23 protein-coding genes and 3 pseudogenes are annotated in these 25,608 nt (G+C 56.7%); 13 read left to right on the top strand and 13 right to left on the bottom strand.

Annotation, left to right across the window (positions count from 1 at the left end; translation table 11 throughout):
• Window positions 1–9: 9 nt before the first annotated feature.
• Window positions 10–387, top strand: a pseudogene (locus tag OHL16_RS02665) (hypothetical protein); the annotation flags it as partial.
• Between the two features lie 673 nt (window positions 388–1,060).
• Here OHL16_RS02665 and OHL16_RS02660 read toward each other — a convergent pair.
• From OHL16_RS02660 to OHL16_RS02615, 10 genes and pseudogenes are all read right to left on the bottom strand, one after another.
• A complete protein-coding gene (locus OHL16_RS02660; RefSeq protein ID WP_263365519.1) occupies window positions 1,061–2,503 on the bottom strand; it encodes an efflux transporter outer membrane subunit in 1,443 nt (480 codons plus the stop codon).
• The gene (locus tag OHL16_RS02655) at window positions 2,496–4,055 is read right to left on the bottom strand and encodes an efflux RND transporter permease subunit (RefSeq protein ID WP_263365518.1); all 1,560 of its coding nucleotides are present in this window, start codon (window positions 4,053–4,055) and stop codon (window positions 2,496–2,498) included. Before OHL16_RS02655 ends, OHL16_RS02660 begins: the two co-directional genes overlap by 8 nt.
• A pseudogene (locus OHL16_RS02650) lies at window positions 4,012–5,000 on the bottom strand (efflux RND transporter permease subunit). The gene OHL16_RS02655 and the pseudogene OHL16_RS02650 overlap by 44 nt, the downstream one beginning before the upstream one ends.
• A complete protein-coding gene (locus tag OHL16_RS02645; RefSeq protein WP_263365517.1) occupies window positions 4,979–5,137 on the bottom strand; it encodes a hypothetical protein in 159 nt (52 codons plus the stop codon). The pseudogene OHL16_RS02650 and the gene OHL16_RS02645 overlap by 22 nt, the downstream one beginning before the upstream one ends.
• An 8-nt stretch (window positions 5,138–5,145) precedes the next feature.
• The gene (locus tag OHL16_RS02640; RefSeq protein WP_263365516.1) at window positions 5,146–5,358 is read right to left on the bottom strand and encodes a hypothetical protein; all 213 of its coding nucleotides are present in this window, start codon (window positions 5,356–5,358) and stop codon (window positions 5,146–5,148) included.
• Between the two features lie 232 nt (window positions 5,359–5,590).
• Entirely contained in the window at window positions 5,591–6,622 is a 1,032-nt protein-coding gene (locus OHL16_RS02635) for a ferritin-like domain-containing protein (protein WP_263365515.1), read from the bottom strand.
• Window positions 6,623–7,133: 511 nt separating this feature from the next.
• Window positions 7,134–7,973, bottom strand: a complete 840-nt coding sequence (locus tag OHL16_RS02630) for an alpha/beta hydrolase (RefSeq protein WP_263365514.1) — start codon at window positions 7,971–7,973, stop codon at window positions 7,134–7,136.
• 69 nt (window positions 7,974–8,042) lie between these two features.
• Complete coding sequence (locus OHL16_RS02625) at window positions 8,043–8,504, bottom strand: organic hydroperoxide resistance protein (protein WP_263365513.1); 462 nt, start codon at window positions 8,502–8,504, stop codon at window positions 8,043–8,045.
• A 102-nt stretch (window positions 8,505–8,606) separates the two neighbouring features.
• Complete coding sequence (locus OHL16_RS02620) at window positions 8,607–9,095, bottom strand: RidA family protein (RefSeq protein WP_263365512.1); 489 nt, start codon at window positions 9,093–9,095, stop codon at window positions 8,607–8,609.
• Window positions 9,089–9,817 (bottom strand): SDR family NAD(P)-dependent oxidoreductase, encoded by a 729-nt coding sequence (locus OHL16_RS02615; protein ID WP_263365511.1) that lies wholly within the window; start codon window positions 9,815–9,817, stop codon window positions 9,089–9,091. Before OHL16_RS02615 ends, OHL16_RS02620 begins: the two co-directional genes overlap by 7 nt.
• Before the next feature lie 377 nt (window positions 9,818–10,194).
• Between OHL16_RS02615 and OHL16_RS02610 the strand changes: the two genes are divergently transcribed.
• The 4 genes and pseudogenes from OHL16_RS02610 to OHL16_RS02595 form a co-directional block, all read left to right on the top strand.
• Complete coding sequence (locus OHL16_RS02610; RefSeq protein ID WP_263365510.1) at window positions 10,195–10,794, top strand: CGNR zinc finger domain-containing protein; 600 nt, start codon at window positions 10,195–10,197, stop codon at window positions 10,792–10,794.
• A gap of 452 nt (window positions 10,795–11,246) precedes the next feature.
• Window positions 11,247–11,921: a 3-deoxy-7-phosphoheptulonate synthase gene (locus OHL16_RS02605; protein WP_317891037.1), complete on the top strand. Its 675-nt coding sequence runs from the start codon at window positions 11,247–11,249 to the stop codon at window positions 11,919–11,921.
• Between the two features lie 550 nt (window positions 11,922–12,471).
• Complete coding sequence (locus OHL16_RS02600; RefSeq protein WP_263365509.1) at window positions 12,472–13,314, top strand: hypothetical protein; 843 nt, start codon at window positions 12,472–12,474, stop codon at window positions 13,312–13,314.
• Between the two features lie 1,212 nt (window positions 13,315–14,526).
• A pseudogene (locus OHL16_RS02595) lies at window positions 14,527–16,038 on the top strand (diguanylate cyclase); the annotation flags it as partial.
• On the opposite strand, the gene OHL16_RS20175 reads toward OHL16_RS02595, so the two are convergent.
• The 3 genes from OHL16_RS20175 to OHL16_RS02585 form a co-directional block, all read right to left on the bottom strand.
• Window positions 15,944–16,300, bottom strand: coding sequence for an LD-carboxypeptidase (locus OHL16_RS20175; protein WP_396127127.1), 357 nt, complete (start codon window positions 16,298–16,300; stop codon window positions 15,944–15,946). The pseudogene OHL16_RS02595 and the gene OHL16_RS20175 sit on opposite strands and share 95 nt — an antisense overlap.
• A 573-nt stretch (window positions 16,301–16,873) precedes the next feature.
• Entirely contained in the window at window positions 16,874–18,250 is a 1,377-nt protein-coding gene (locus OHL16_RS02590; RefSeq protein WP_263365507.1) for an ATP-binding protein, read from the bottom strand.
• Window positions 18,251–18,252: 2 nt separating this feature from the next.
• Entirely contained in the window at window positions 18,253–18,948 is a 696-nt protein-coding gene (locus tag OHL16_RS02585) for a response regulator transcription factor (protein WP_263365506.1), read from the bottom strand.
• A 151-nt stretch (window positions 18,949–19,099) separates the two neighbouring features.
• Between OHL16_RS02585 and OHL16_RS02580 the strand changes: the two genes are divergently transcribed.
• From OHL16_RS02580 to OHL16_RS20165, 8 genes are all read left to right on the top strand, one after another.
• A complete protein-coding gene (locus OHL16_RS02580) occupies window positions 19,100–19,582 on the top strand; it encodes a Spy/CpxP family protein refolding chaperone (RefSeq protein WP_263365505.1) in 483 nt (160 codons plus the stop codon).
• A 34-nt stretch (window positions 19,583–19,616) separates the two neighbouring features.
• On the top strand, window positions 19,617–20,615 hold the full coding sequence (locus tag OHL16_RS02575) for a tetratricopeptide repeat protein (protein ID WP_263365504.1): 999 nt from the start codon (window positions 19,617–19,619) through the stop codon (window positions 20,613–20,615).
• 93 nt (window positions 20,616–20,708) lie between these two features.
• Window positions 20,709–21,899, top strand: coding sequence for an ABC transporter permease (locus OHL16_RS02570; RefSeq protein ID WP_263365503.1), 1,191 nt, complete (start codon window positions 20,709–20,711; stop codon window positions 21,897–21,899).
• Window positions 21,900–21,903: 4 nt separating this feature from the next.
• On the top strand, window positions 21,904–23,067 hold the full coding sequence (locus tag OHL16_RS02565; protein WP_263365502.1) for an ABC transporter permease: 1,164 nt from the start codon (window positions 21,904–21,906) through the stop codon (window positions 23,065–23,067).
• Between the two features lie 5 nt (window positions 23,068–23,072).
• Window positions 23,073–24,425 carry an efflux RND transporter periplasmic adaptor subunit gene (locus tag OHL16_RS02560; protein WP_263365501.1) on the top strand — a complete coding sequence of 451 codons (1,353 nt, stop codon included), beginning with the start codon at window positions 23,073–23,075 and terminating at the stop codon, window positions 24,423–24,425.
• Window positions 24,422–25,102, top strand: coding sequence for an ABC transporter ATP-binding protein (locus tag OHL16_RS02555; RefSeq protein ID WP_263365500.1), 681 nt, complete (start codon window positions 24,422–24,424; stop codon window positions 25,100–25,102). Before OHL16_RS02560 ends, OHL16_RS02555 begins: the two co-directional genes overlap by 4 nt.
• 139 nt (window positions 25,103–25,241) lie before the next feature.
• Window positions 25,242–25,496, top strand: coding sequence for a glycoside hydrolase domain-containing protein (locus OHL16_RS20170; RefSeq protein WP_396127126.1), 255 nt, complete (start codon window positions 25,242–25,244; stop codon window positions 25,494–25,496).
• Window positions 25,445–25,588 carry a hypothetical protein gene (locus OHL16_RS20165; protein ID WP_396127125.1) on the top strand — a complete coding sequence of 48 codons (144 nt, stop codon included), beginning with the start codon at window positions 25,445–25,447 and terminating at the stop codon, window positions 25,586–25,588. The genes OHL16_RS20170 and OHL16_RS20165 overlap by 52 nt, the downstream gene beginning before the upstream one ends.
• Window positions 25,589–25,608 lie beyond the last annotated feature (20 nt).

Here is a 25,608-nt window from a genome sequence, read left to right as displayed (position 1 = left end):
AGCCTTGATGTCTGCATTGGTCACTTGAGCCGTACCTACGACCAAATCGAGAACATGCTGCTGATTCGGGAGCCACTTGTTCTGGCCCTCCCGAAAGGGCACAGAGCAGCCCGCAAGAGGTATGTGGGCATAAGGGACCTTGAAGACGAGCTCTTCATTGAGCGTGTCGAGAAGGCGATTGCCGACATACACAGAACCGTACACACCGCCTCACTATCAGGCGTTGCGGCGGATTTGGCGACGGCAGCAGACGCTGCTTCGCTCGTGGCGCAAGTCTCGGCGCTGCTGATGTCTGCTTTGATCCGGGTCATCATGCATGAGAAGTTTTTCCAAGCCCTCTTGGAATCGCCACCGCCATGTTTGCGCGTTCAAAGGTTCCGGATGTAAAGACAGATTGCGCCTGTTAATCCGGTGAGCAATGTGATGCAAATCCCGACAAGCGTGCCGGCGTCTTCTCCGGTTCTTTCAGCACCTAAGTGTGGATGCAGGTACCGAATCGCCCACGTAATCTCGGCGTCAGTCAAATGTTCGTTGAGCTCCCTCAGTTCGCGGTTGTCCTGCATGAGATGTTTCTCTGAACAAAACTGTGGTGGGTAATGACAGCGCCTTGTTCTTCAGGCAAGATTCGCTCCTCGTGGTTAATCAGCCGCGTGACGATTGCAAAAAGTAGACTCACCGATATGCCACACATCAACCCGCCGATGACGCTCTCAAGGGGCGCTAACATGCGCCAGCTCGATGGGAGGCTTACGTCAATGCAGCCAAGAGTTGAATAACTGCTTGCCGAGAAGTAGATCGCAGAGTCCCACGGCGGTAGGCAACGCGAGCGATAGAATCCTGCCCACAGCATAATCTCCAATCCGTGCAGAACGACAACGGCTATTGCTAGTCGCACAACGAGTGCAGCGAGCCGAAAGGCGCCCATTGTGCGCGTCTCGTTCCGCAACGCACGCTATGAGCGCCGCAACCCCCGCAGACTGTAACCACAGCGTGAGGGTTATTAGAAGCAACTCTGTTCCCAAACGATGGATAAACATCGGCTCCTCTTTTCAAAAACGATCTATTTCCAACCGCCGCCCAATGCCTTATAGAGCTGGACCAGGCTCTGGTACTCGTTGTTGCGTGCCTGTGCCAGGGTGAGCTCGGCTGTGAATAGCGACCGTTGGCTATCTAGGACAGAGAGATAAGTTGCGGTCCCGCCTTTATAGCGCATGAGCGATACGTTGACTGATTCCTGCAAATCTTTTACTGATTGTTCCTGGCGCTCGCGGACTCCGTGGTATTTTTCATAACCAATCAGGGCGTCGGAAACATCGCCGAACGCGCGCTGAATGGTTTGTTGGTAACCGATCAGAGCTTGCCGCTCTTGAGATTTCGCGTATCGCAGGTTGTTGCGCAAGTAGCCACCTTCAAAAATCGGCTGCGTCGCGGTTGCCGCGTAGCTTCCTACCCCGGGAGGGGCCGGAATGTGCGAGCCGGCAGACTGGCTATGACCGAAAGCCGCACCGCCAGAGCCGAGCAGCGAGATTTGCGGAAAGAACATCGCTTTGGCTACGCCGATATTGGCATTGGCAGCAACCAGGCTCTGCTCCGCCTCGCGAATATCGGGCCTGCGCTCGAGCAGCTCCGAAGGAAGCCCCGTGGGTAGCTGGGGCGGCAGAGTCTCGCTCCAATTCCAGCCATCCGGAGTCTCGATGCCGAGAGGTTGGCCGCGCGGAACGTTGTCAGGGTACTTCCCGAGAAGGATACTGATGGCATCCTCAGTTTGGCCGATTTGCCGTTCCAAGTCCGGGATCTGCGCATTCGCGGTGTCGAGCACCTGCCGCGCCTGAAGCACGTCAAGGCTTGTGGCGACTCCGTGCTGGCGCCGCAGTTCGGTCAACTTGACAGAATCTTCCTGAGTTCGCACCGTCTCCTTGGTGATCTGAAGCTGCATGTCTAGATTGCGCAGCAGAAAGTAATCACTTGCCACGTCGCTCACCAGCGTCAGGATTACGGTCTGTTGTGCGTCCTCTGTGCCCAGCAGTTGGGCTCGGGCCGCTTCGGTTTCGCGCCGATAGCGTCCGAACAGATCCACTTGAAATACGGCGTCACCGGCGAGCGAAAAGATGTTCGATTTGATGTTCTGATCAGTCTTTCCCCCGCTGAATTCCGGATTGAGGGAAACCTGCGGAAACTGATTTGAGCGTGTAATACCGACCTGTGCTCTTGCGGCACTGACGCGCTCGACCGCTAATTGCAGATCATAGTTCTGCTTCAGCGCCGTGCGGATCAGTTCCTGCAATTGAGGATCGTGGAACACCTGCCACCATGGCACATCGGCGAACGATGCAGTCTGTGCTTCCGTCTGTTGGGATTCGTCGGGACCGTGGAATGCCGTAGGCATCTGCACAACCGGCCGATGATAGTTGGGTCCGACCGCACATCCGGGGAGCATGGCAGCTGCCAGGAGAAGAGTCCATGCGGCTTTCGTGCCAAATCTGTTTTGCGAGCTGTTACGCATCTTGTTCACCCTCCGTAAGCGCACTGTGCTGAGATGAAGTCGCCATCACGCGCGCTCGAGCCGCTGCGGACCATTTCTCCACGAGATAGAAAATCGCCGGGACAGTAAATATGCCGAACACACTTGCCGCGGTCATGCCTCCGATCACGGTCGTGCCCATGATCTGGCGCGCGACGGAGCCAGCGCCCGACGCCGTCCAGAGCGGCACGCAGCCGAGAATGAACGCGAACGATGTCATCATGATGGGCCGCAGTCGAAGCCGTGCGCCTTCGAGTGCCGCGTCCATCAGCGGCTTGCCATGCTCGTACTGTTCCTTCGCAAACTCGACAATAAGAATTGCGTTCTTCGCGGCCAGCCCGATCAGCATCACCAGCCCGATCTGCGCATAGACATCGTTCTCCATCTGAACCATGTAAGGCGGTAGGAAGAGGCCGAGCACGACGCGGCGCAGCCACAGCACTCCAAACGCCCCGAAGACCGCGACCGGCGTGCTGAGCAGAACGCTAAATGGCAAGGTCCAGCTTTCATACAACGCCGCCAGAATCAGGAAGACGAAGAGGAGCGAGAATCCGAAGACGGCCGAAGACGGTACTCCCTCCTCCGCCTTCTTCTCCTGGTACGACATGCCCATGTAGCCGAAGCCCATCTCATGAGGCATTGTTTGTTTGAAGACATCTTCGAGTGCCGCTCTTGCCTGATCCGCGCTGTATCCGGGCGCGGCGCCAGCATTGATCTGCGCTGACCGATATTCGTTGTAGCGCATCGTGAACTCTGGGCCTGAGCGTGTCTCAAAGTCTGCAAGAGCGGATAGCGGCACCATTTCGCCCTGGTTGTTGCGCACGTAGAACTGTCCAAGGTTCTCGGTATCCGACCGATAGGGAGCTTCGGACTCTATGTACACCTGCCAGGTTCGGCCGAACTCGTTGTAATAGTTGACGAACAGGCCACCCATGTTCGCCTGAATGGTGTTGTAGACTTCCGGCAATGCAACGCCCTGTTTAAGTACCTTCTCCCGGTCCACCTGGATGAACTTTTGCGGCACGCCGGGCACGAATGTGGTGAAGATCGAACCAATCTCAGGGCGCTTGCGAGCGGCTGCGACGAATTTGTCTAAGTTAACCGGCAGAAATTGCACGTCCTTGCCGGCGCGGTCCTCGAGGACAAACGAAACTCCTCCGGAAGTGCCTATGCCTGGGATCGCCGGCGGCGAGAAGCTGAAGACCGTCCCGGCGGGCAGATTCCTGAGCTCCTGGTTCAAACGTGCCTTGATGGCCTGATATTGTTCAGCCTGGCTCTTGCGCTCGTCCCAGGGTTTAAGGCTGACCCAAAAGAAGCCGTTGTAACTGGTGCGGACAAGGCTGAGCAGGCTGAAGCCAACCACGCTCGTGGTGTACTGGACGCCGGGAGTGTCGGCGAGAACCTGCTCCACCTGTCTCGCTGCCGCGCTGGTGCGCTCGAGCGACGTCGCCTTAGGAAGCTGCATGTTGATGTAGAGATATCCCTGGTCCTCATCGGGCAGGAAGCTGGACGGTAGACGACTGCCAAAGAACAATCCGGCTGCGCCAAATCACCAGCAGCACCAGCACCACTGCACCCTTGCGAAGGAGCACGCCGGACCCGTGGACGTAGCCTCCCGTAGCGCGCTCGAACAGGCGATTGAACCGGTTGAAAAAACGCTGCAAAAGCCCATGGCTCTCTTTCTTTTGCCGCAGCAGGAGCCCGGCCAGCGCCGGGCTGAGGGTCAGTGCATTGAATGCGGACAGCACAACCGAGATGGCGATCGTGACCGCGAATTGCTGATACAACCTTCCCGTGATGCCGGGGATGAAAGCTGTCGGCACAAAGACTGACGAGAGAACTAGCGCGATTCCAATCACCGGGCCGGTTAGCTCTTCCATCGCTTTTCGAGCCGCGTCCTTGGGGTTCAGGCCCTCTTCGATATGGCGCTGCACACCTTCGACAACAACGATCGCGTCGTCGACCACCAGGCCGATAGCGAGTACCAACCCGAACAATGAAAGCGTGTTAATGGAGAAACCGAACAGCGGAAAGAGGATAAAGGTTCCAACCAGGGAGACAGGCACTGCCAACAATGGAATCAGTGTGGCGCGCCAGTCCTGCAAAAAGAGATAGACCACGAGGATTACCAGCACAATCGCGATCAAGAGTGTCACGAGAATCTCTTTCATGCCTTCTGTGACCGAGGCTGTCTGGTCGAGCGATATGGCGTAGTCCATATCCTCGGGGAACCGCTGCTTCATCTGAGCCATGAGCTTCCGCACGCCCTGCACCGTTTGCACAGCGTTAGTTCCGGGTAGTTGGTAGACAGCAATCACGGCAGCGGACTTGCCGTTCAACGACTGAGCATGCTGTAGTCCTGCGTGCCTAGTTCAACGCGGGCCACATCTTTCACCCGGACGATGCCACCATTGGGCGCTTCGCGGACGACCACGTTGCCAAACTCTTCCGGCGATTTCAGGCGTCCTTGAGCAAGCACGGCATAAGTGAATTGCTGGTTTTTTGGAGCCGGTTCTCCTCGACCTGACCTGCGGGGTTGACTGTGTTTTGCGCCTGGATCGCGTTGGAAATGTCCGTAATGGTGATGCCAAGCTTCGCCAACTGGTCGGGCTTCACCCACAACCTCATGGCGTACTGGCCGGAGCCGAAGATACTTGGGCCTGGACTACAGTTGGAGTTGCCTGCGCGGCCAGCAAAAAGACGCATACAAGATGCAAGAGCGGATGCTTCATTAGGATGTTCTTCCAACCGCCTGCTATACGGTTATAGGCGGTGTATGACACTTTTTCGAGGGTCATGGTGTTCTCCCAGTTGCGCTTGAAAATTTGAAAATCCATAGGTGCGGTTCTCCGTTGTAGTTGATGCTTCCTGTTGTGGCCCCCGACCTCAATTTGCTCTGTCCTATGAGATGCCTCGAGCTATAACAGGAGGAGTCGTTGGATGGCACCTGGGAAGAGTAAAGACATTTTTGAGCAACCCTGCTATGAGCAATTCGGGGATCGCGGAGGAGAATTGGCGGAGAGGAGGTCGAAGATGAGTCGGCTGATCTCTCCGCCCGGTTAGTTTCTTTTAGCTTCGGAGTGCGGCGTCCGCTGCTTTGGCGAGCGGTACGACTGCGTCGAAGAAGGCCTGGCTTTGGCCCAGGAACAGGCCGGAATTTACCAGGCCCGTCGCGGCCGCAACCGCTCCCGCGGTATTGGTGTTGCGGGGCCTGATGACGGAGCAGACGGGCAGGCTTTTATCCAGAAAGGTGCTGGGTTCAGGCATGATGTCGCCGCGGCTCGGGTTCTCCCGGATGTCGGGAAAGCTCGGGCCGTCGTGGCCTGCGAGTGTGCGGATTCGTTCAAGGGCCGTTTGGAAGACGGCGAAGTGGTAGACCTCCATGGGGCCGATGGAGGCGAGGATTGCCACGACGTCGAGGTTGGTGACTTTAGTCATAAACGAGGTGTAGAGGCTGCTTCCACCTTGCTCGATTGAAGCAAAGTGGAAGGCAGCGGTCTGTGCAATGGAACGGAGCTCATCTCCGCCAATCGACTCGGAAGTAGGAATTGTGGGCTGGTTGACGATGTTGGCTATCTGGCCGAAGTCATCTCCGAAGTCGGGGTTTCCTGCCTGGCGGTAACGCTGGTAGTAACTCGTATCGACGGTCAAACTCTTCAGGTTGGTCAGGCGGCCGATGTTCTTCGCGCCTTCGACTAGGACACTGGGCAAGGTGCGGAAGGAATCGAGGTTGATTGGTGTTTTGCCGGCAGCGACCAGGAAGGCATTGATGAAGGTGGCATGGCTGCGCTCGTCTTCCAATACCCCACAGATGTAGTCGGGAAGCGATTCATCAATCCCCTGAAGGGCTTTGCGATAGCCGGGATTGTTGGTCGCGAGTTCGCAATATTGTTCCCAAAGATCAGATTCGACGAGTTCTGCCGCTGCGAGGAACTGCAATACGGCTACATCGCTGTCGTTGAGTGATGGCTTTGATTCGGCGAAGGCAATCTCTGTTCCATTCATCAAAGCGAAGCCGGGTATGGCCATGGCCGCACCTGTTGCCGTCATCTTAAAGAACGAGCGGCGGCTCTGTGTCGATACTGTGCTGGAACTGCTCATAAGACACTCCTTGTGTTATTGCCTTTTGGTTTCGGGAAAAAATCGGGTTCGCCCTGATGGGAGTGCCTGCGTGTCAGCAAGAGATATATGACAGCCAGTATCATCACCATGAGAGCATCGACAAAGAACCAGCCATATCCCAATACGAAAATGTGACTGAGAATTACGGCAGTCATCCACACAACAGTCAATCCCGCTCCCAATCTGGCTGTTTTCGGGATCAGGAGCAGAACCGCGACCACCGTCTCGAACACCCCTGACCCTAGCCGGAATACCGGCTGAGATACCAACCCGTGGACCGCTTGCGACATCTGCGTGAACAGGGTCACGGAATCTGGCACCCCTGTAAACTTGAGAAAGATGGCGGCATACAGAAGGTTCACGGACACGAACAAGCGAATTGACCGTAGTGCGAGACTTTTACCCATAAAATCTTGCCCCCTTGACCACCTCGAACCGGCCAATGCTTTGCAAATGGTAGTACTCACTTCTGCGTCTTCATGAACCGGGATCATCGGCTCCCGGCTTTCGCTGCAGCTTGCTCGATTAAGTCTGCGACTGCTTTCGGTTGAGAAAGCATTGGCACGTGACTGGAGGGAACAGTGATCGATGTAGCCTTCATTGCCGCCGCTTCGGCCTTCTCAAGCTCCGGAGAAACAGCGCGATCGTTGCTGGCAATCACGCACCAGGATGGCTTGGTCTTCCACGCGGCGGTCGTGATTGTGGCCCCAAAAACAGCTGCTGCTGTGGGACCCTGTGTCGCCGTCAACAGCTGCTTCTCCTTGTCTGACAGATCCTGGGCCAAGTCTTCAGCGATTCCCTTTGGGGTCACCGTCAGAAAACCTTCAGCATCCCCCCGGACTTCGCTGCCTAGCGGAGCCGGCGGAAACGGTTTGGTGACCGAAGCAACGGACTCACCATCCGACGGCGCGAGCGCAGCCACATAAACCAAGCCGACTACCTTTGGATCGTTTCCAGCCTCCGTGATAACCACTCCCCCATAAGAATGGCCCACTAGCAGTACAGGGCCATCCTGCAATGCGATGGCGCGCTTGGTGGCGGCAACGTCGTCAGCGAGCGAGGTCAATGGGTTCTGCACGGCGACCACATGCATTCCCTTGGCTTGAAGCAGTGGAATCACTTTGGACCAGCTTGATCCATCGGCCCACGCACCGTGCACAATGACAATGTTTCTAACCCCTCGAGGGGAGTTCGCCTGAGCGACCGCTTCCGTGTGAAACATCGCTGTCAGTAGGGTTCCTGCAATTGCAATCAAAGCAGTTCGGTATGTTTGCGAGAGTGTCATATTTATCTCCTTCGTTGCATCAAGATTGAAGTCATAGTTCGTCACGCTCTTGCCGCAATCACAGCCCGCAAGAGCCGACTCAGTCCTTGTCACGCGGTCTGCTACAGGTCCGGCTTACACCAAGTTGAGCGTAACGTCGACGTTGCCCCGTGTAGCGTTGGAATATGCACATGTCTCGCCGTGCGTGGCGTCCACAATGGCCTGGGCGACTTCGCGCTCCAAGCCCGGCAGACTGACGTTTAGCCTTGCTCGGAGGAAGTAAACGTCGCCAGAATTGCACAGGTCAATTTCGGCATCGACGGCTACCTCAGCCGGAAGTTTGACCTTCATCTTGTTGGCCACAAGCCCTATCGCGCTAATGAAACAGGCGGACCAACCAGCGGCAAACAACTGCTCCGGGTTGGTACCAGTTCCCGGGACTACGGGGGACGTGAACTTAACATCTAAGCGGCCATCATCACTGCGGGAGACGCCGCCGCGCCGACCGCCCGAAGTATGGGTCTTGGCGGTGTACTGCACTTTTGCGATCTCCTGAGTCGAATCAGCTACCGCGATATCTTTCTGATATGTTGTCATCGTCATTTTCTCCGTGCGCCGGTCAAAACCGGCAGGGTGCAGGGAATGAACGTTTCATACGTTGAAGGATTCTGAGAAGGAGGGAGCATCGCTCCCTCCTTCTCAGCTATTGACTTCGAACGTCACCTCTAGCATGACCGGTAGGCCGAGTGGCAAGCTGGCTACTCCGAAGACGGACCGCACGGACGTCTTGCCCTCTCCAAATACATCCCGGAGAAGCTCCGATGCTGCGTCCGCGACGATGGGCTGGTTGTAGAAGTCTTCAGACGTAGCCAGATAGACTCCAACGCGGACGACCTTACTCACGCGGTCCAGAGAACCGATGTGCTCCTTCGCAGCGGATAGAGCATTCAGGGTCGCGGTTCGCAGAGCATCACGGCCAGCATCTGCATCGAGTTCCTTGCCCAGACGCCCGACGTATTGAGGCTTGCCATCCTTGATCGGCAACATTCCACTGAGGAAGAGCAGGCTGCCTGATTGCACTGCCTCGACGTATGAGCCAAGCGGATGGGGAGCGTTGGGGAGCACGATCCCGAGATCCTGCAGCCGACGTTCCGCGCTGGCATGCTGCGAACTGCTCAGGCTTACCATTTGCCGTTGTGCTGACCGCCGTCCACGTGCAGCACCTCCCCAGTGATCTGGCGCGATTCGGTGAGATAGACCACCGCGCTTGCAATGTCCTCCGAAGTGGAGATCGTGCCCATCGGCGACAAGGTCTTGAGGAAGTCCTTTGGGTTGTCTTTGTGAAGAGGAGTGTCAACAACGCCAGGCGCGACCGTATTGAAGCGGATGTGCTCCTTCGCATACTCCGCGGCCAAGCTACGTGTGATGGCCTCGAGACCGCCCTTCGTAATCATCGGCAGGGACACCGGCAAGCCACCGATGGGATTTTCAACCAGCGATGACGTAATGCCCACAACGCTTCCGCCCGACTTCTGAGCGAGCATCTGCTTGACCGCGAGCTGGGTAATGTAGATGTAGCCTTCGAGATTCGTCGATACGAGGGCACGGAAATCATCAGCACTGTAATCAGTGAAGGGCTTCACCGAGAAGATGCCAGCGTTGTTGACAACGACATCAATCGAGCCAAACTTCTGAACAGCGGCATCGACCACCTTCTGTGCAGTAGCCGCCTGGCCGATGTCTCCGTCCACCAACACAAGCTTCTCGGAAGCCTTCAACTCGGCCGACTTTGTCGCATTGCGAGAGGTGCCCACTACGTTATAGCCACGTTCCAGGAACGCCCTTACTACTGCAGCGCCGATTCCTTGAGAGGCGCCCGTCACGATTACCGTCTTTTGATTGCTTGCCATATATATCGCTCCTTTTGTTTTTGTGCGGATGACTGCGAACCAAAAGCGATCTGCGCGTCTTGCCGCGTGACCGTCTCAGTTACACCAAAATAGATTCTTGTAACGATATAAACGATTCATAAAACGTTACACGCACTTGCAGATGACATGTCGTTCTTGAGAGTTCTCCCAGGCGCAGCTGACAATTTGGTGTCTGCAATCAACTTCGGACGATAGACGAGGTACTTCAGATTGGGACGAAGCGCTTCTTGAAGAGCACATCGAGCCCTAGTAGAGCGCAGCGATTTTTTCAGAACGACAGATTGAACCGGGTTCACCTGTTGAAGAATCAAAGTAATGTGTAAACAAGGATTCTGCGGTTACCACTGGAGAGGGCCATGAAGAACACTCTTTTAAAAGCTCCGACGAACGAGGACCATCTCGATTTCGTGGGCGACGATCTGGCGATCAACTTCATCAACACTCGTCGGATAGTCGAGGGACAACTGACAGACACACTGCAGAGCGACAGCGACGTGAAAGCCTGGCTCAGGAGGCTCGAAGTCCCCGTCGCGAAAAGGTCACTTCCTTTCGGCGACGGCGTACTACTTAAAGGGGCAAGAGAGCTTCGTGACATTGCGCTCGCGGCCTTTCAGGATCGAAAGTCCGGGAAGAAACCTTCGCTGGTCGCGCTCAACAGATTCCTGGCGGACGCTCCGAGTCATGCAGTGCTTACGATATACGACGCGAGGAACATTCGTGTGACTCGTGTCTACGGCAAAGAGACGGTTGAGGCATTCCTGGCTCCGGTCGCGGAAGCGGTCGCCGACCTGCTCGCGGATGGTGATTTCGAGCTCGTCCGGCATTGCGAAGGCCGCGATTGTGTCATGTGGTTCTATGACCGTACGAAAGGCCACCGCAGAAGATGGTGCACGTCTACAGGCTGCGGAAACCGCGCCAAAGTAGCTGCGTTTCGAGCAAGAGCAAGCCAACAATGATTACTTCGGGCTCGTGTTGGGAGTATTGATCCGGTAGGTGCCGGACGCATTTGCCAAGGACGGCACCTACTAGTTGCGTTGGCATCGAGCACAATCATCTCAACGTACTACACCTTTTCCATAGCCATCTGGTGCGGTGCACTGAGCGACTCATCGATCTTTGACTCATCGTCGAATTGCTCCCAAATGAAGGGCTTACTCGGAAGAGTGGCACGAGGAGCTGAACTTCCGCTTACTAATGCGGGGACCGTCTAGCGGCTCAGTTCACCTGAAGGCCTGTTCTCGCTCGTTGAGAGCGAACGGTCGAGTTCGGATGCCTGAGGCTCGCATTTGCTAGTGGTACAACTGTTCAACTCAACCGCATCGATCCGCGTAACCCGCCTCTAAGCAGCAGGGTGTTTGCACCAGCGATGGAGCGGGCGAGCCATACCTAGTATTCTGATCAAGCGGCCATACTTTATCCCACAAATAACCTCAGGATCAAATCCAGCAGACTCGTTCTTCCTCCAATTTTCCTTGAGGAGGAGATGCCTCTCACAGAGAACGCTTCGCGTACTGTCTTCGAAGCACGTCGTCAGATCATCGACATCCTCAACGGGTCAGACGACCGCCTGGTCGTCGTTGTCGGCCCCTGCTCCATCCATGATCCGATTGCTGCCAGGGAATATGCGGGATTGCTGAGGGCGGCGGTTGCGGAGCTTTCCAGCGATCTTCTGATCGTGATGCGTGTGTATTTCGAGAAACCGCGTACCACGATTGGCTGGAAGGGGTTGATCAACGATCCTTACTTCGACGAATCATTCCGCATCAGTGACGGATTGCGCATTGCACGCCGGCTGCTTCTCGATCTGGCGGAGATGGGCGTTCCCTGCGGCACTGAGTATCTCGACATGATCTCGCCGCAATATGTCTCCGACCTCGTAAGCTGGGGAGCCATTGGCGCGCGAACGACCGAGAGCCAGGTCCACCGCCAGCTTGCCTCTGGCCTCTCCTGTCCGGTCGGCTTCAAGAACGGCACCTCCGGCAACGTACAGATTGCGATTGAAGCCATCCTCTCCGCAAGCCATCCGCATAACTTCCTTGCTGAACGTTCGCTGGTGTATTTGCCGCTAAAGACGTTTCCATGAATAGCTATCTTTATAGCCAGCCTATGCAGCTTCTGGAGGGTACTTCCCCTTCCATGAGGAATGAGTGTCACGTCCGCAACAGCCCTTTCTAGGTCAAGACCCTCAAGCTGGCCGCCGGTGTTCTGGTCGACGCTGAGTTGGCGCTAGGAGTACCGTGCTCAGTCGAAGCGTACCCGCGAAGCTGTCGCAGTTTGGTGAGGTCCTCCGGATAAAGGTAAGCGGGGCTGCAGGACGGCTTCAACGATGACGAGAGCGGCTGTACAGGAGCACTGCATAAGCTTATGGTTTCTGATGCCGGGGCGGGGCTCTGCTCTGAAGCACCACGTTCGGCGCCGTTCGTCTGAAAGGCAGTATCCAGCACGGCTGTCTCCAGCACTGCGGGAATCGGTGTCACTCCTGGGAGAGCAACACCTGTCTCCCTTCCGTTGCCGATCCCACCATCAGCTCACGCCACCCTTTGGCAGCCCGTCTACACTATCAGTGGCGGCCAACCCCGCCGGACCTCCTCCGACCCGGCTCGCCCCCGGAACATCCAAGGACCACCCCACCCATGGAGCAGCCCCTCCCCACCGGAGTCCCCACTCTCACCGCTCCCAGCTTCTATATCACCGGCCGCCAGCCGCTCCGCCCCGGAGCCATCCTGCTCGCAATCGTGGCCGCCGTCGGTGCGCTCGCCTCGGTCCTCTATGCCCTGGGTCACACCGAACATGCACATCTCACCTCCGGCAGCTCCGGCGCTGCTCGTTCCGCCAGCACCACATCCGGAGCCACCTCGGGTGCCGACGAGAAGGACGATCCATCCCAGATCGACACCATCGTCCTCGGTGATCCCGCCGACGCTCCTGTGCCCGCCCGCGCGGGAGATCACGTCAGCCCGGTTCACCCCACCATCCTCGTTCGCCTGCCCCGCTTCGGCGACCAAGTGGGCCTCATCCCCGACACCCCCGCTGGCCGCCTCCTCTACGGCTGGCTCGCCGCCTTCAACCAGGCAAGCTACCCCGCGCTTGCCAACGCTCTGCCCAACGTCGCGCTCGCCTCCGCGGCCGCTGCACAGATGGAGCTCCGGCAGCAGACCGGCGGCTTCAACCTGCTCTCTGCCAAAGAGGTCCAGCCCGGCGTCCTCGTCTTCCGGCTCCGCGACCAGACCCCATCGGCGACCGAGGTCCTTGGCACTCTCCAGGTGCGTCCGAACTCTAACCCCGCCGCCATCGCGAGCTTCAGCCTCCGCGCCGTTCCCCCACGCCGCCAGGACGCCGCCACGGGCGCAGCCCTACTCTCGGCACCTCACCGAAATGAGTCGGCAATCACCTGCAAGCCGAACTCCTCACCCCCCTGCACGCGAGCTCACACCCGGCAGTGGGTCAGTTTGAATTCATCGATTGAACCGCACTGAGCGTGAGCTACCAGCTTGTGCCATCGCTGACCGCAAACGCGTTTGCCGATACCTATCTTGCATTCGTCGCAGAAAACATTCTTAATGAGCGACTTTCCAGGTTTCTGGGTTCTGGGCGGATTACCGGCTTCTCGAAATCTGGCACAAGAGCGTTTGCCGTCGGCAATTGAGCGTTGTTCGATGTGGCTCTATCGACTTAGGCGTGGCGTGCTCGCCCGAACTGTTTTCTGGGCCGTTAAGAACGTGGTATCGGTAAGTCTTATAGGGCAGTCTTGGTGACAGCGGCATTTGCGCCTTGCATCCAACGCCGCGCGAGTAATTCAGTTGTGAGGGGAACATCGCTGGGAGTCTGAAAGGAGCCTCTCGCCTTGATAGCTGATTCACGTCGTTTCAAAGACTGTTCGTAACGAATCTGCTCTGCCGGCACAACAATCGGGCCGGTCGGAATGTTGCCGCCTAAGGCCAATGTACCTGACTTCACAGGAGGTTTCTGTATCACGGGCTTCTCCCGGGATGGTTGAGTCGTACGAAAACGAGCTACCGGTATGGCCCCTGACGAAACGCTCTTGTCGATTGCTTGAGTTGTGGGTTCGCTTGGTGCTATTGCGTCGCGCTGGGGGCCGGAAACCGCGGTCGGAGATGCACTGCGGTCCTCTGTAGGTGCGACTGACATTCTTTCCGCGTACGGCTTTCGAACTGTGGATTTAGAGGTTTTCGGGTGTGCATTGCCTCTCTTGGCAGACTTTGATTGAGCCGTTCGGTTAGGAGTTGGAGTGACCACCTTCCGCCGGGAGAGGGGTAGGTTAAGTTCGGTCAAGATGCGCCGAACCTCGAAGAGGCGCTCCACACGAGCGTCAATTAAAGAAATGATATTCGCGTACTGCATTAATAGTATCAGTTTATCCCGATACGAATGAAGCACCACGCTTCATGCCGCTTCGGTTGCCCATGTTACTAGCGTAATTTTCACTTTCAGCACGAGAAGATGAACCGCAGCTCAACGTCGCGTTGATGAACATTCAACTAGTACCGTACTCGGCAATCCAGGTGTCGCTTCGTCAGTTGGAAAAATCGCCGATCTCGCTCATTGAGATTGACAACCCAACCGGGATTATGGTCCCAGATGCGCTGGAGCACTCGAACTTTTGAGGAATTCGGGGGCAGTGCCGATAATGAAAAGTATCTGAGTCATTTGTAGCCATTCTCTCTTTCATGCCTGTGAAGCTCGTTACTCTTTTACAACTCTTTCTCTTTGCGGTGTCTCTTGGCCTGTCCGTGATGGCCGCCCTGACGTTCACGCGTCGGCGGCAGGCCCCGCAATCAGGCTTGTTGGTCCTGGCGATGTGCGCCGAGGCTCTTTACTGCTTCGGATACGCGCAGGAGATGGCGCAGACCACGCTGGCCGGAGCCATCTTCTGGCTACGCGTGGAATACATCGGCATTCCGTGGATCCCGGCGCTATGGGTTCTGATTGGACGCCGGCACTTCGGCCTGCGAGGCCGCGCAGCTCTTTTGTCGATCATTCCCGTGATCGTGGCCTTTGCCGAATGGACCAACGGCATGCACGGTCTGTATGACCGCTCGATGATGCTTGTGCCGCGCGGTCCTTTCTGGGTGGTCGAGGTTCACAGAGGCCCCATTGCGTGGCTGAATCTGGCCTTTCTTTATGGCTCCCTTTTTTATGGAACGGTGCTTTGCCTCTCGCGCATTCGCGCTTCCTCGGGCCTCGTCCGGTTGCAATCTATTTTTTTTGCCTCTTCCTGCGTGCCGCCGCTCATCGGCTACCTGATTTATTTTCTGGACTGGAGTCCCTGGGGACTTGATCTGGCGCCGCTGGCCCTTTGCCTTACGGTTGCGCTCGTGTACGTTGCGGTATTCCGGCTGGAGTGGTTCCATCTTGTCCCGACGGTCCGCTCGCTCGTGTTCAAGAGCATCCGCGATTCTGTGCTTGCGATTGATCTGCGGCATCATCTGGTGGACTTCAACCCGGCGGCATGCGCCCTTTTTCCGTGGCTCTCCGAATCCTGTCTTGGGCAGGAACTCTCCATCGTATTTCCCGAACGCTCGGGCTTCCTGGAGGCGTTCAGCACTTCGGACAGTGTGCGAGAGCTGACTCTGCCGGTGAATGGCGAAGAACAGCATTTCGAGATGCGAGTCTTCCCTCTGAACTGGGGGCCGCAACAATTAGGCTGGGCTGTGATCGTGTCGAATATTACGGCCCAGATTGAGCTTGTGCAGCGGTTGCAGCATCATGCCGTAACCGACTCCCTAACTGAGATCGCAAACCGCCGCGCCTTCGATTCCGCTTTGGATCGTGAGTGTGTGCGCGCGTCACGTTATCACTCCCACTTTGCCCTCATGCTTATTGATGTGGACCATTTCAAGACAATCAATGACGGTTCAGGTCACGCCATGGGAGATCATGTATTGCAATTAGTAGCCCGCCGCATCGCCCATTGCCTGCGATCCACTGACCTGCCTGGCCGCTACGGCGGAGATGAATTCGCAATTCTGCTGCCCGAAACAGCGCTGCATGAAGCCTCGAAACTGGCTGATCGTATTCGAGACGAAGTGGGCATCGCAGCGGCTGAGATTGGACAAGGGATACGGGTCACTCTCAGCGTAGGTCTTACGGTCTATATGCCCGACGATCCTGCTGATCCCCGAGAATTGCTGGAGCAGGCAGATCAGGCCCTCTATTCTGCCAAATCCGATGGGCGCAACCGCGTCGGGGTGTGGACTGGCCGTGCGAATACGCCACGGTAAAACCGGCCGCTGCGTCACGCCAGCTTTCAAAAATGCGAAGTGGGTGATGGCTGAGTCGGAGTAGCCGATGAAGACCTTGGGAATAGTCCAGGAATGGCAGCATGCGGTTGGAATCATCACCGCCGATGGTAGAGACAATCCCCTGAATCGCGGGGTCCTTCAGGTCCGCTGCGCGAGCCTCGGGATGCGCTGGCCAGCAAGCGAATATCCGCCATTGCATGTCGGCTCTCAACCACTTCGACGCCGAAAGCTTCCTGCAACTAGCGCTTCCCATCCTGATACGCACGCGAGTATCCGTTTGCAAGAGATTTGCAAGAGCAATTAGGCATTCTGGCACTTTTGGCCCTTCCTGCACCATTTGGAATCTGTAAGTTACAGATTCTATTAGGCAAGAGAGATACCACCATTTAGAATCAATAATTTACAACATCTAACAAAAGCCTCCGGATAACCGGAGGCTTTTCATGTTTCTGCATAACCATTCTGTTTGCAACAACATAGCGACAACGAGTCGTTCTGGCCGCAAAAAAGGCTGGCGTCTCTCATTACCCCGTATTATCTTCAACATTCTAATGCGACTTAGTTGGTGTCTAAAGTTGGATTGATATGCACGACCAATAAGCGACCATCGCGAATTCCAAAAAATAGTGTGCGTCGGCTAGTGGTAGGTGTCGAGAAGCGAGCTCTCGTTACTGATCCGCACAAACTTCTGCGTTTCCACCGACACCGTAAGTGAAAAAAGTAGAGCTAAGAGTTGGACGCGTCCCGATCGAACTGCGGTCCCAAAAGGTTTTCATTCTGAAATCCGGAACGCTTTTGGGAAAATCATCTCTAGTCGCAAGCCGCCATCGGGAACATTCATGGCCTGAATGCTACCTCCATGAAGGCGCACGACTCTTTCTGCGATCGCCAATCCTAGCCCGACACCTCCTGAATCGCGGCTGCTCGTATCGGTCACACGATAGAAAGGTCTGAAAATGTTTGCCAGCTCCTGCTCTGGCACGCCAGGGCCGTGATCCCGGATGGAGATGATTGCCTCGTCAGCACTCGTCACCCCGTTGGTTCGCAGGACTACTTCGACCGTCGTTCCAGTTCGAGTGAACCGGACTGCGTTACGAAGAACGTTCTCGATTGCGCTCCGCAGAAGATTTGGGTCCCCCGGAACAGCCAGATTCGCAGCCTGTACAAAGACAACGCGGTTTCCTTTTTCCCGCGCTTCGAAGTCAGCATCGATGACAACACTCGAAACAAGTACGGAAAGGTCAACTCGCACAGGCGTCTGCAGCGTGGAGGTCGCCTCGAGCTTGGCGACCGTCAGCAGCCGCCCGATCATCTCGTTGAGCCGTTGCAGATCGATCCCAATGCGGTCCAGGGCAGGATCATCGCGCACCCGGCCGCGCAGCAGGTCCAGGGCAACATTCATGCGCGCCAAAGGCGATCGAAGCTCGTGAGAGACGTCATACAGGAGCTGGCGCTGGCTGGAGATGAGATGTTCCGTCTTGTCTGCCATTCGGTTGAAGTCGCGCACCAGGTCGCCAAGCTCATCCCGGCGCAGTTCCATCCTGGGTTCGGCGCGCACGCTGAGTTCGCCCGCCGCAATCTGCTGCGCCACAGAACGCAGGCGGAGAATGGGAGCGGTCAGGTAGAGAGTCAGAAAGTAGCAGACGGCAGCGGAGACCAATAGAGCCACCACAATGCGCATAGGCACCGTGCCCGGACGGTCGCCGACTAAGGCTCGAGGCCCCGCCAGCAGCTCCGATGCGTAGATGTAAGAGCGCCCGCCGGACCCCTTGATGGGAACAGCCATCCTTGCTAGGCCACGCTGCATGGCGTAGTCCGATGGCTTGCCGTTGGCGACGTGTGCCCCCATCGCCTCGAACTCCGGGCAGTACTCTCCGGCCAATGGATGGCCGGCATCATCGAAGAGACAGCCGTGGATATGGGCGTCCTCAGAGAGGCGGTGGATGTACTCAGCTGCAGCAGACACACCGCCTCGTTCGAACGTGCCAGCGGCAGCCGTTCCAAAGTATCTTGCAGTATCTTCAAAGCCGGCATGCCAACGGGAGGGCACGTTTGCGGACTGCAAAAAAAAGGCCAGCACAAGCGAGATTCCGGTCAGGATCACGGTCGCCCAGAACCAGAGAAATATCTTGACGAAGAGATGCCGCATACTCAGTGTTCCTCGTTCGCCCGGCGCGGCGCGAGTAGATAGCCGCTGCCGCGCACGGTCTTGATGTGGTCGAGACCGCGATGGGCGTCCAGCTTCTTTCTTAGATTGCTGATATGGACGTCGATCGTGCGATCGAATACCCCCAGCTTTCTTCCCAGGGCTGCATCGGTCAAGTATTCTCGGGTGAGAGCGCGTCCTGCATTGCGGACCAGAACCTCAAGCAAGGCAAACTCGATGGTAGTGAGGTGAAGCGGGTTGCCGTCGATCCAGGCCTCTCGCACAGCGATGTCGATTGTGATGTCTCCCGAAGTGAAGCGGTCAGGCCCAGCACGCCGCTCGTCCAGTCGGCGCAGAATCGCCTTGATGCGGGCGACGAGCTCTCGCGGGTTGAACGGCTTCGGGAGATAGTCGTCGGCTCCAACCTCCAGGCCGACGATGCGGTCGATTTCGTCTCCGCGGGCTGTCAGCATCAACACAGGAACGGACGACCGCGAGCGCAGCTCTCTGAGGAGCTCCATGCCGCCCATGCGCGGCAGCATGACGTCCAGGATGACGAGCGAGTACTCGCCGGAGCTTGCCAGTTCCAACCCACGCTGGCCATCGTGAGCCGCATGGAGAACGAAGCCGTCCTCCCCAAGGCGTTCGGCGAGCAGTGCGCAGAGCTCGGTATCGTCATCGACAATCAGCAGGCGGTTCATGGCAGTCAGTGGTTCTGTCCTTCTCCAGATAGTAGCCGTGGAAGCCACACCGTGCGGAATCTTTACCTACCTTTACATTCCCTGACCAATCTTTATCGCACACGCTGTTTCGTAGTGCTGTACTCAAACAGACGCATTACGAGGTGTACCGATGAAAGGCAAAGCACTTTGGACAGCAGTTGGATTAGTTGCAATTGCCCTTGTTGTAACTGTCGCGCGGGCGGACTTCAGGAGAGGACACGGCTGGTGCGGCACCGGATGGCATCATGGGGGGCCGCTGGGCCAGGTAGCTCGTGAGCTGAAGCTGAGCGATGCTCAGGTCTCCCAGGTCCGTTCGATATGGACAGAAGAGCGCCCCACGGTGACAGCACTGCTCAAGGAGCTGACCAGCGGAGCACATCAACTGGCCGCTGCTACCGTCGGCGGAAAGTTCGATGAGGGCAAGGCGCAAGCGATTACGACCGCGGAAGGCAATACCTTTGCAAAACTGCTCATGGAGAAAGAGCGCTTCAAATCGCGCGTCTACACAACCGTCCTGAACGAGGAGCAGCGCCAATCCGCAGACAGGTTGCAGCAACGCTGGCTGGACAGGATGGACCATGCCGTCGCGCGGCTCGACAAACAAAGCCCGTAGCTTGGCAAAACAGATTCACGGAACAGGTGCAACTATGCGTAACTCTCTTTCGTTGGTCCTGAAAAACAAAGTTGCCACTACGTTTCTCTCTCTGCTCATCGCGTGCCCACTGCTGGCTCAAACAACCCCGGAGCAAAGGCTTGCTCACGCATACGCGCTGGAGCGAGAGGGCGAACCGGCAGAGGCCATCGTCAGGCTCCAGGCACTGCTCGATGAAAAGTCTCTAGATACTCCGGCTGTTGGCAAAGCCTGGAATGTCCTGGGGCTTGCTTATGAAGATCAAGGCAACTATCTCGACTCTCAACACGCGTATGAGAGATCGATTCGTACGTTCGAAGGCTTGCCGAACAATACCAGAGATTATGCGATGGCATTGGACGACTTTGGAGGGCTGTATGTAGCGGCTGGGCAACCGGAACTTGCGGTCAGGCTGAGGCAAAAGGCACCTGGCCTATACGAAAAGATAAGCGATCACACTGGCATGACCAGGGCTTCAAGCGATCTTGCCGGAGTTGCCTTCAGCCGGCAGAAGACCAATGAAGGCAGGAGATACCTGGAGCGAGCCATCAAAGAGGCGCAATTGGCGAACGATCTCGATGACGATGATCTTGCGGCCATCGCTTCGATGCGGGGCTGGCTAGCGCAGCTCGATGGAGACCTGGCGACGAGCGTATTGAGATATAGGCAGTCCCTCGACCTGGTAACAAAACGTTACGGCGAAGAGCATCCGTTCGTCGGATGGGGCTACATGCTTCTGGGAAGAGCCCACGCCGATGTGGGTGAGTTGACAACAGCTCTCGCCGAGATGAACCGGGGCCTTGCGATCCTTGGCCGCACCCTGGATAGCCAGAACCCGAAGTACCTTGCGGCGGAAGTAGCTTATTCGCGAGTACTCGATGCAACGGGAGCGCACCAAGAAGCTGCGCAGATAAGGACAAGTGCGGAGCGGCAGTTGAAGGAATGGCTCAGCCGTCGGTGTAGCAACTGCACCATAAGCGCCCGCCGCGTTTCGGTGAAGCAATCCTCTCAATAAGGGCCCCCGGACAGGGCCAAAGCAGCACTACGTTACGAAGGGTAAAACACAACCAGTTTTGCTCAAGAACCAGTACCGAGAACAGAGGCAACCATGCGCAACTCTCTTTCGCTGATCCTGAAAAACGCGGTTCGCAACAAGCGCCGGAGCTTTCTTACAGCAGCCAGTATGGCGACCTCTCTCTGTGTGCTCGGGTTGATCTTTGCGCTTTACCAGGTGCTCTTTGTAGGCGGAGACGAGACTCCAGCCACGGCGCTGCGCCTGATCGTCCATCACAGGGTTTCGCTCACGCAGGAGCTGCCCGCGTCGTTTGAGGAAAAGATTCGCAAGATTCCGGGTGTCAAGGCAGTCACCAGCCTTCGCTGGTTTGGAGGAATCTATAAGGATCCAGGCGATCCGAAGAATCATTTTGCGCAGTTCGCCATCGAGCCTCAGGCATTTCTCATGGTTCATCCCGAGATCCGCCTGTCCGCACAGGAGCAGCAGGTGTTCCTAACGCAGAAGACCGCGGCCATTGCAACTCGCGATCTTGCTGCCAAGCTGCACTGGCAGCCGGGAGAGCGGATCACAATCGTGAACTCGACATCGGCGCCTGCGCTGACGCTGGATCTAACGCTCGCGGGCGTCTACGATGCCTCGAACGAAGGCTACGGAGAGACCATCTACTTCAACCGCGACTACCTGGAGAACAGTCTGCCAGCCTCGGACAAGCGCCGGGGCATGACACAGCAGTATCACGTCGAGGCATCCTCAAAACAAGAGGTCGCCCGTGTCGCCGCGGCGATCGATAGCGGCTTCGCCGAATCGCCTGCGCCGACCCTGACAGAAAATGAGCGCGCCTTCATGCTGAGCTTCATCTCGTTCATCGGCAACTTGAAGATATTCATGCTCGCGATCTGCTCCGCTGTAGCGTTTACGATCGTCCTCGTATCGGCCAACGCAATCGCCATGTCCGTTCGGGAGCGTACGCGTGAAGTAGGTATCCTCAAGACCTTGGGCTATGCTCCGTCAGAGATTCTCCAGATGATTCTCGGTGAATCCCTTCTGATCGGCTTGGTTGGCGGAGTTGCCGGATGCATTGCGGCTGAGGGCTTGTGTCTCGCTCTTGCGCGCGCGGCACACTCGCAAACTGCATTTCGAACCCTGAGCACCCTCTCCATGACTCCGGTTACGGTGCTATACACGCTGGCTGCTGCGGCTCTTGTAGCGGCAATCAGCGCGGCCATACCGGCGCGAAGCGCGGCACGCACATCCATCATCGACGCATTGGCATACACGGGGTAAACACATGAAGATTCCATTGCGGTATAGCTGGCGAAACCTCATCGTACGAAAGATGACGACTTTGATGACAGTGTTGGGCATCTCCATGACGGTCTTTGTGCTGGTAGCATCGCTGGCGCTCGTCGATGGCCTGCGAAAGGCTTTTACTAGCACAGGCAACCCTCTTCAAGTCCTGGCGCTACGGAAGGGCAGCACTTCGGAGATCGCTAGCGCGGTTACGCCTGAGGCGTTCTCGCAGTTGCAGGCTCTTCCCGGCATAGCCACAGACAAGAACGGCTCGCTTCTGGCTTCTCTAGAAATGGTCACCGTCATCAACCTTCCAAGCCCCAAACTTGCCCGGGGTATGAATGTCACACTCCGAGGCCTGTCTCGCGTAGGGGTAGGTATGCGAGATGCTCCACTGACACAGGGGCGCTGGTTCAATGCTGGGCAACGGGAAGTGGTGGTCGGCAAGTCGGTCTTTGCGCGCTACCCCGATGCCGCAATCGGCCACCGCCTGAACTTCGGGCGAGGCAGCTGGGAGGTAGTTGGGGTGATGGATGGCGGCGATTCGGCGTTGAACAGCGAGATCTGGGGCGACGTCAATCAGATGAGTTCTGACTACAATCGCCAGACCTCGCTCAGCTCCATCCTGGTGCGGGCGACAGATCCAGGCGCGATGGCGCGGCTCATTGCGGCTATCAGCGAGGATCGTAGCCTCGGGTTATCTGCCACCTCGGAAAAAGAGTATTACGCAAAACAGACCTCTTCCGGGGTTCTGCTGGAAGCCAGCGGTATCTTCATTGCTCTCATCATGGCGGTGGGAAGCAGCTTTGCAGCAATGAACACGATGTATGCGGCGATAGCTCGGCGAGGTCGCGAGATTGGAACACTCAGAATCCTTGGGTTTTCGCGCTTTCACATTTTGCTGAGCTTCATGATCGAGTCCATCTTGCTGGCGTTGATGGCGGGCATTGTTGGATGTATCGCCAGTCTCCCTTTGAACTACGTCACGAGCGGCATAGGCAACTTTGCAACGTTTAGTGAAATACAGTTCCGCTTTCACGTTGGGCTGACGGGAGCTATTGCCGGGGTGATGTTTGCGGTGCTGCTTGGTCTGGCCGGCGGATTTCTTCCAGCCCGCGCAGGTGCAAAAAGAGAAATCATTGCGGCGCTAACGGAGAACTAGCACTCATGACCGTGGACCTTAAACAATTGCGGATTGATCGCTCATCTGACAAGCGGCCATCTGAGAGGAAACCTCAGCGCGGCAGCAGAAAACTGCTCGGTGGGGCGGCACTTCTGGTTGCGTGCGCCTCTGGTGCGGTTTTTCTCGTCACCCGAACTCCCGCGCCGCAAGTAGCAGTCGTGACGGTGCACGCGGAAAAGGAGGCTGGTGGCAGCGGCGGCGAGGTTATTCTGAATGCGACCGGCTACGTCGTTCCAGCGCATAAGATTGAGGTCGCAACCAAGGTTGATGGACGTGTGGCCTGGATTGGCGTTGGGAAGGGCGACCTGGCCAACACTGGGCAGGTGCTGGTGCGGCTTGAGTCCGATGAATACCAGGCCAAGGTGCAGGAAGCAGTCGGCCAAGTCAACTACCTCAAGGCAAAGCTGACCGAATTGCGAAACGGCTCGCGGCCGCAGGAGATTGCGAAGGCCAATGCGGACATGGCCGAGGTGCAATCGGAGATGGAGAATGCTCGCGTCACATTACAGAGGACACGTCAGTTGGCGGAGGCGCAGGTTCTCTCGAGACAAGCTCTTGATGATGCGACCGCCAAATTCAATCAGGGAGAGGCAAAGTTCAAATCGTTCGAACGCAGCTACGACCTCGCACGCGTAGGTCCGCGCTCCGAAGAGATCGATGCAGCTCGGGGACAACTGGAACAAGCCGAGGGCACGCTTGCGTATGCGCGCACACAGCTTCAGAACACAGTAATTCGAGCACCTGTCGCAGGCACCATCCTCGAAAGAAATGTCGAGCCCGGCGAGTTTGTCACCACCGGCTTTGTGAGTGACAACGGGGCGCGAGGATACGTCGTGTCGCTGGCTGACCTGCATCAGCTTCAGGTGCAACTGGACATCAGCCAAAGCGACTTTTCCCGCCTCGTGCCAAACCAGCCTGCCGTCATCACGACGGACGCCTATCCTGACCAGAAATACGAAGGCGAGGTTGAAGAGATCTCGCCCGTTGCCAACCGTCAGAAGGCGACCGTCGAGGTGAAGGTCAAGATACGCAACCCCGATGATCTCTTGCGGCCTGATATGAACGCCTCGGTGTCATTCCACGCGATCGCGACGCAAAAGCAGTCGGGAAAGGCGCTGCCGGTTATTTCTGTGCCGAAGACAGCGCTCCGCGATCTGGGAGTTTTCATCGTTGTGAACGGCAAGACTGCATACCGCAGGGTCCATACCGGAGCCGCTTCTGCGGATGCGCTGCAAATAACCGAGGGGCTGCAGGAGGGGGATCAGCTCATCGTCAATCCGCCTGCCGGCCTTAAGGAAGGTCAGACAGTCAAACAGGAAAGAAGGGACAATCCATGAGTGAGATCGCTATCGAAGTAAGAGAACTGACAAAAACCTACACCGGCGAAGAATTCAGCGTCACCGCCCTGGACGGCATCAGTCTGTCCATTCCGAAAGGAGATTTTGTTGCCTTGATGGGTCCGTCAGGTTCCGGCAAATCGACGCTGCTTCACCTGGTCGCAGCCATGGACATGCCAACTGCGGGAGAGGTCAAAGTCTTGGGCAGCAGGTTCGAGTCTATGAAAGATCGTGAGCTTGCCCGTTGGCGAAATACTCATGTCGGATTTGTCTTTCAGTTTTTCAACCTCATACCTGTGTTGACAGCACTTGAAAATGTTGCACTACCCTTGAACCTGACGACGCTAAGCCACGCAGAAAAGCAAAAACATGCAAAAACAGCATTGAATCTGGTAGGTCTGGGAGATCGCATAGACCACCTGCCGCATCAGTTGTCTGGCGGGCAACAGCAACGCGTCGCCGTTGCACGTGCTCTTGTAACTGATCCCGACCTGATCCTCGCAGATGAGCCCACCGGGAACCTCGATGCTTCCTCCGCCCAAGAGGTTCTGGTGCTCCTGCAGCAACTTCATGGGGATTTCGAGAAGACCATCGTGATGGTTACACACGACAGTCACGCCACACAGTTTGCTAGCCGAACCCTGCACCTTGAAAAAGGACGACTGCTCGATTGCTGAGGTTTCTCGGAGTTCGCCGACGGTTCTTCCAGCTGCTTTTCGGCGGATTCGCCGTCGCGTCGGTTGTCTAGGTTTTGTGTTTGGGTACTGGCGCCAGCGGCGTGGCGATGAGGCCCACAATAGCTGAAACGCCTATGTTGTGCCAGATAATGACGATTCGGGCGCGATGGGATCGTTTCTTACATTCAACCAGATAGGGTTCTTCCCGGTTGCAGCGCAGAACTTCTACGTGATTGGCTCGCCAACGTTTCCACGGTCTTCTATCTTTCTGGCGAATGGGAAGACCTTTTCTGTCGTCGCGGAGAGCTCTTCTCCAACGAACATTTTTACATCGCAAAAGCGATGTGGAATGGCAAATCGTATCAGCGCTCATGGTTTACACATAATCAACTGATGGCGGGCGGCGAACTGAGGCTTACGATGACAGACAAGCCCACGCACTGGGACACTGGATCCGTACCACCTTCCATTTCAGAGGGAAAATAGGTTGACGATTCGGCGATCTG

This window comes from Edaphobacter bradus (genome assembly GCF_025685645.1).
Classification (GTDB): domain Bacteria; phylum Acidobacteriota; class Terriglobia; order Terriglobales; family Acidobacteriaceae; genus Edaphobacter; species Edaphobacter bradus.
This window is presented reverse-complemented; position numbering and strand designations above follow the sequence as displayed.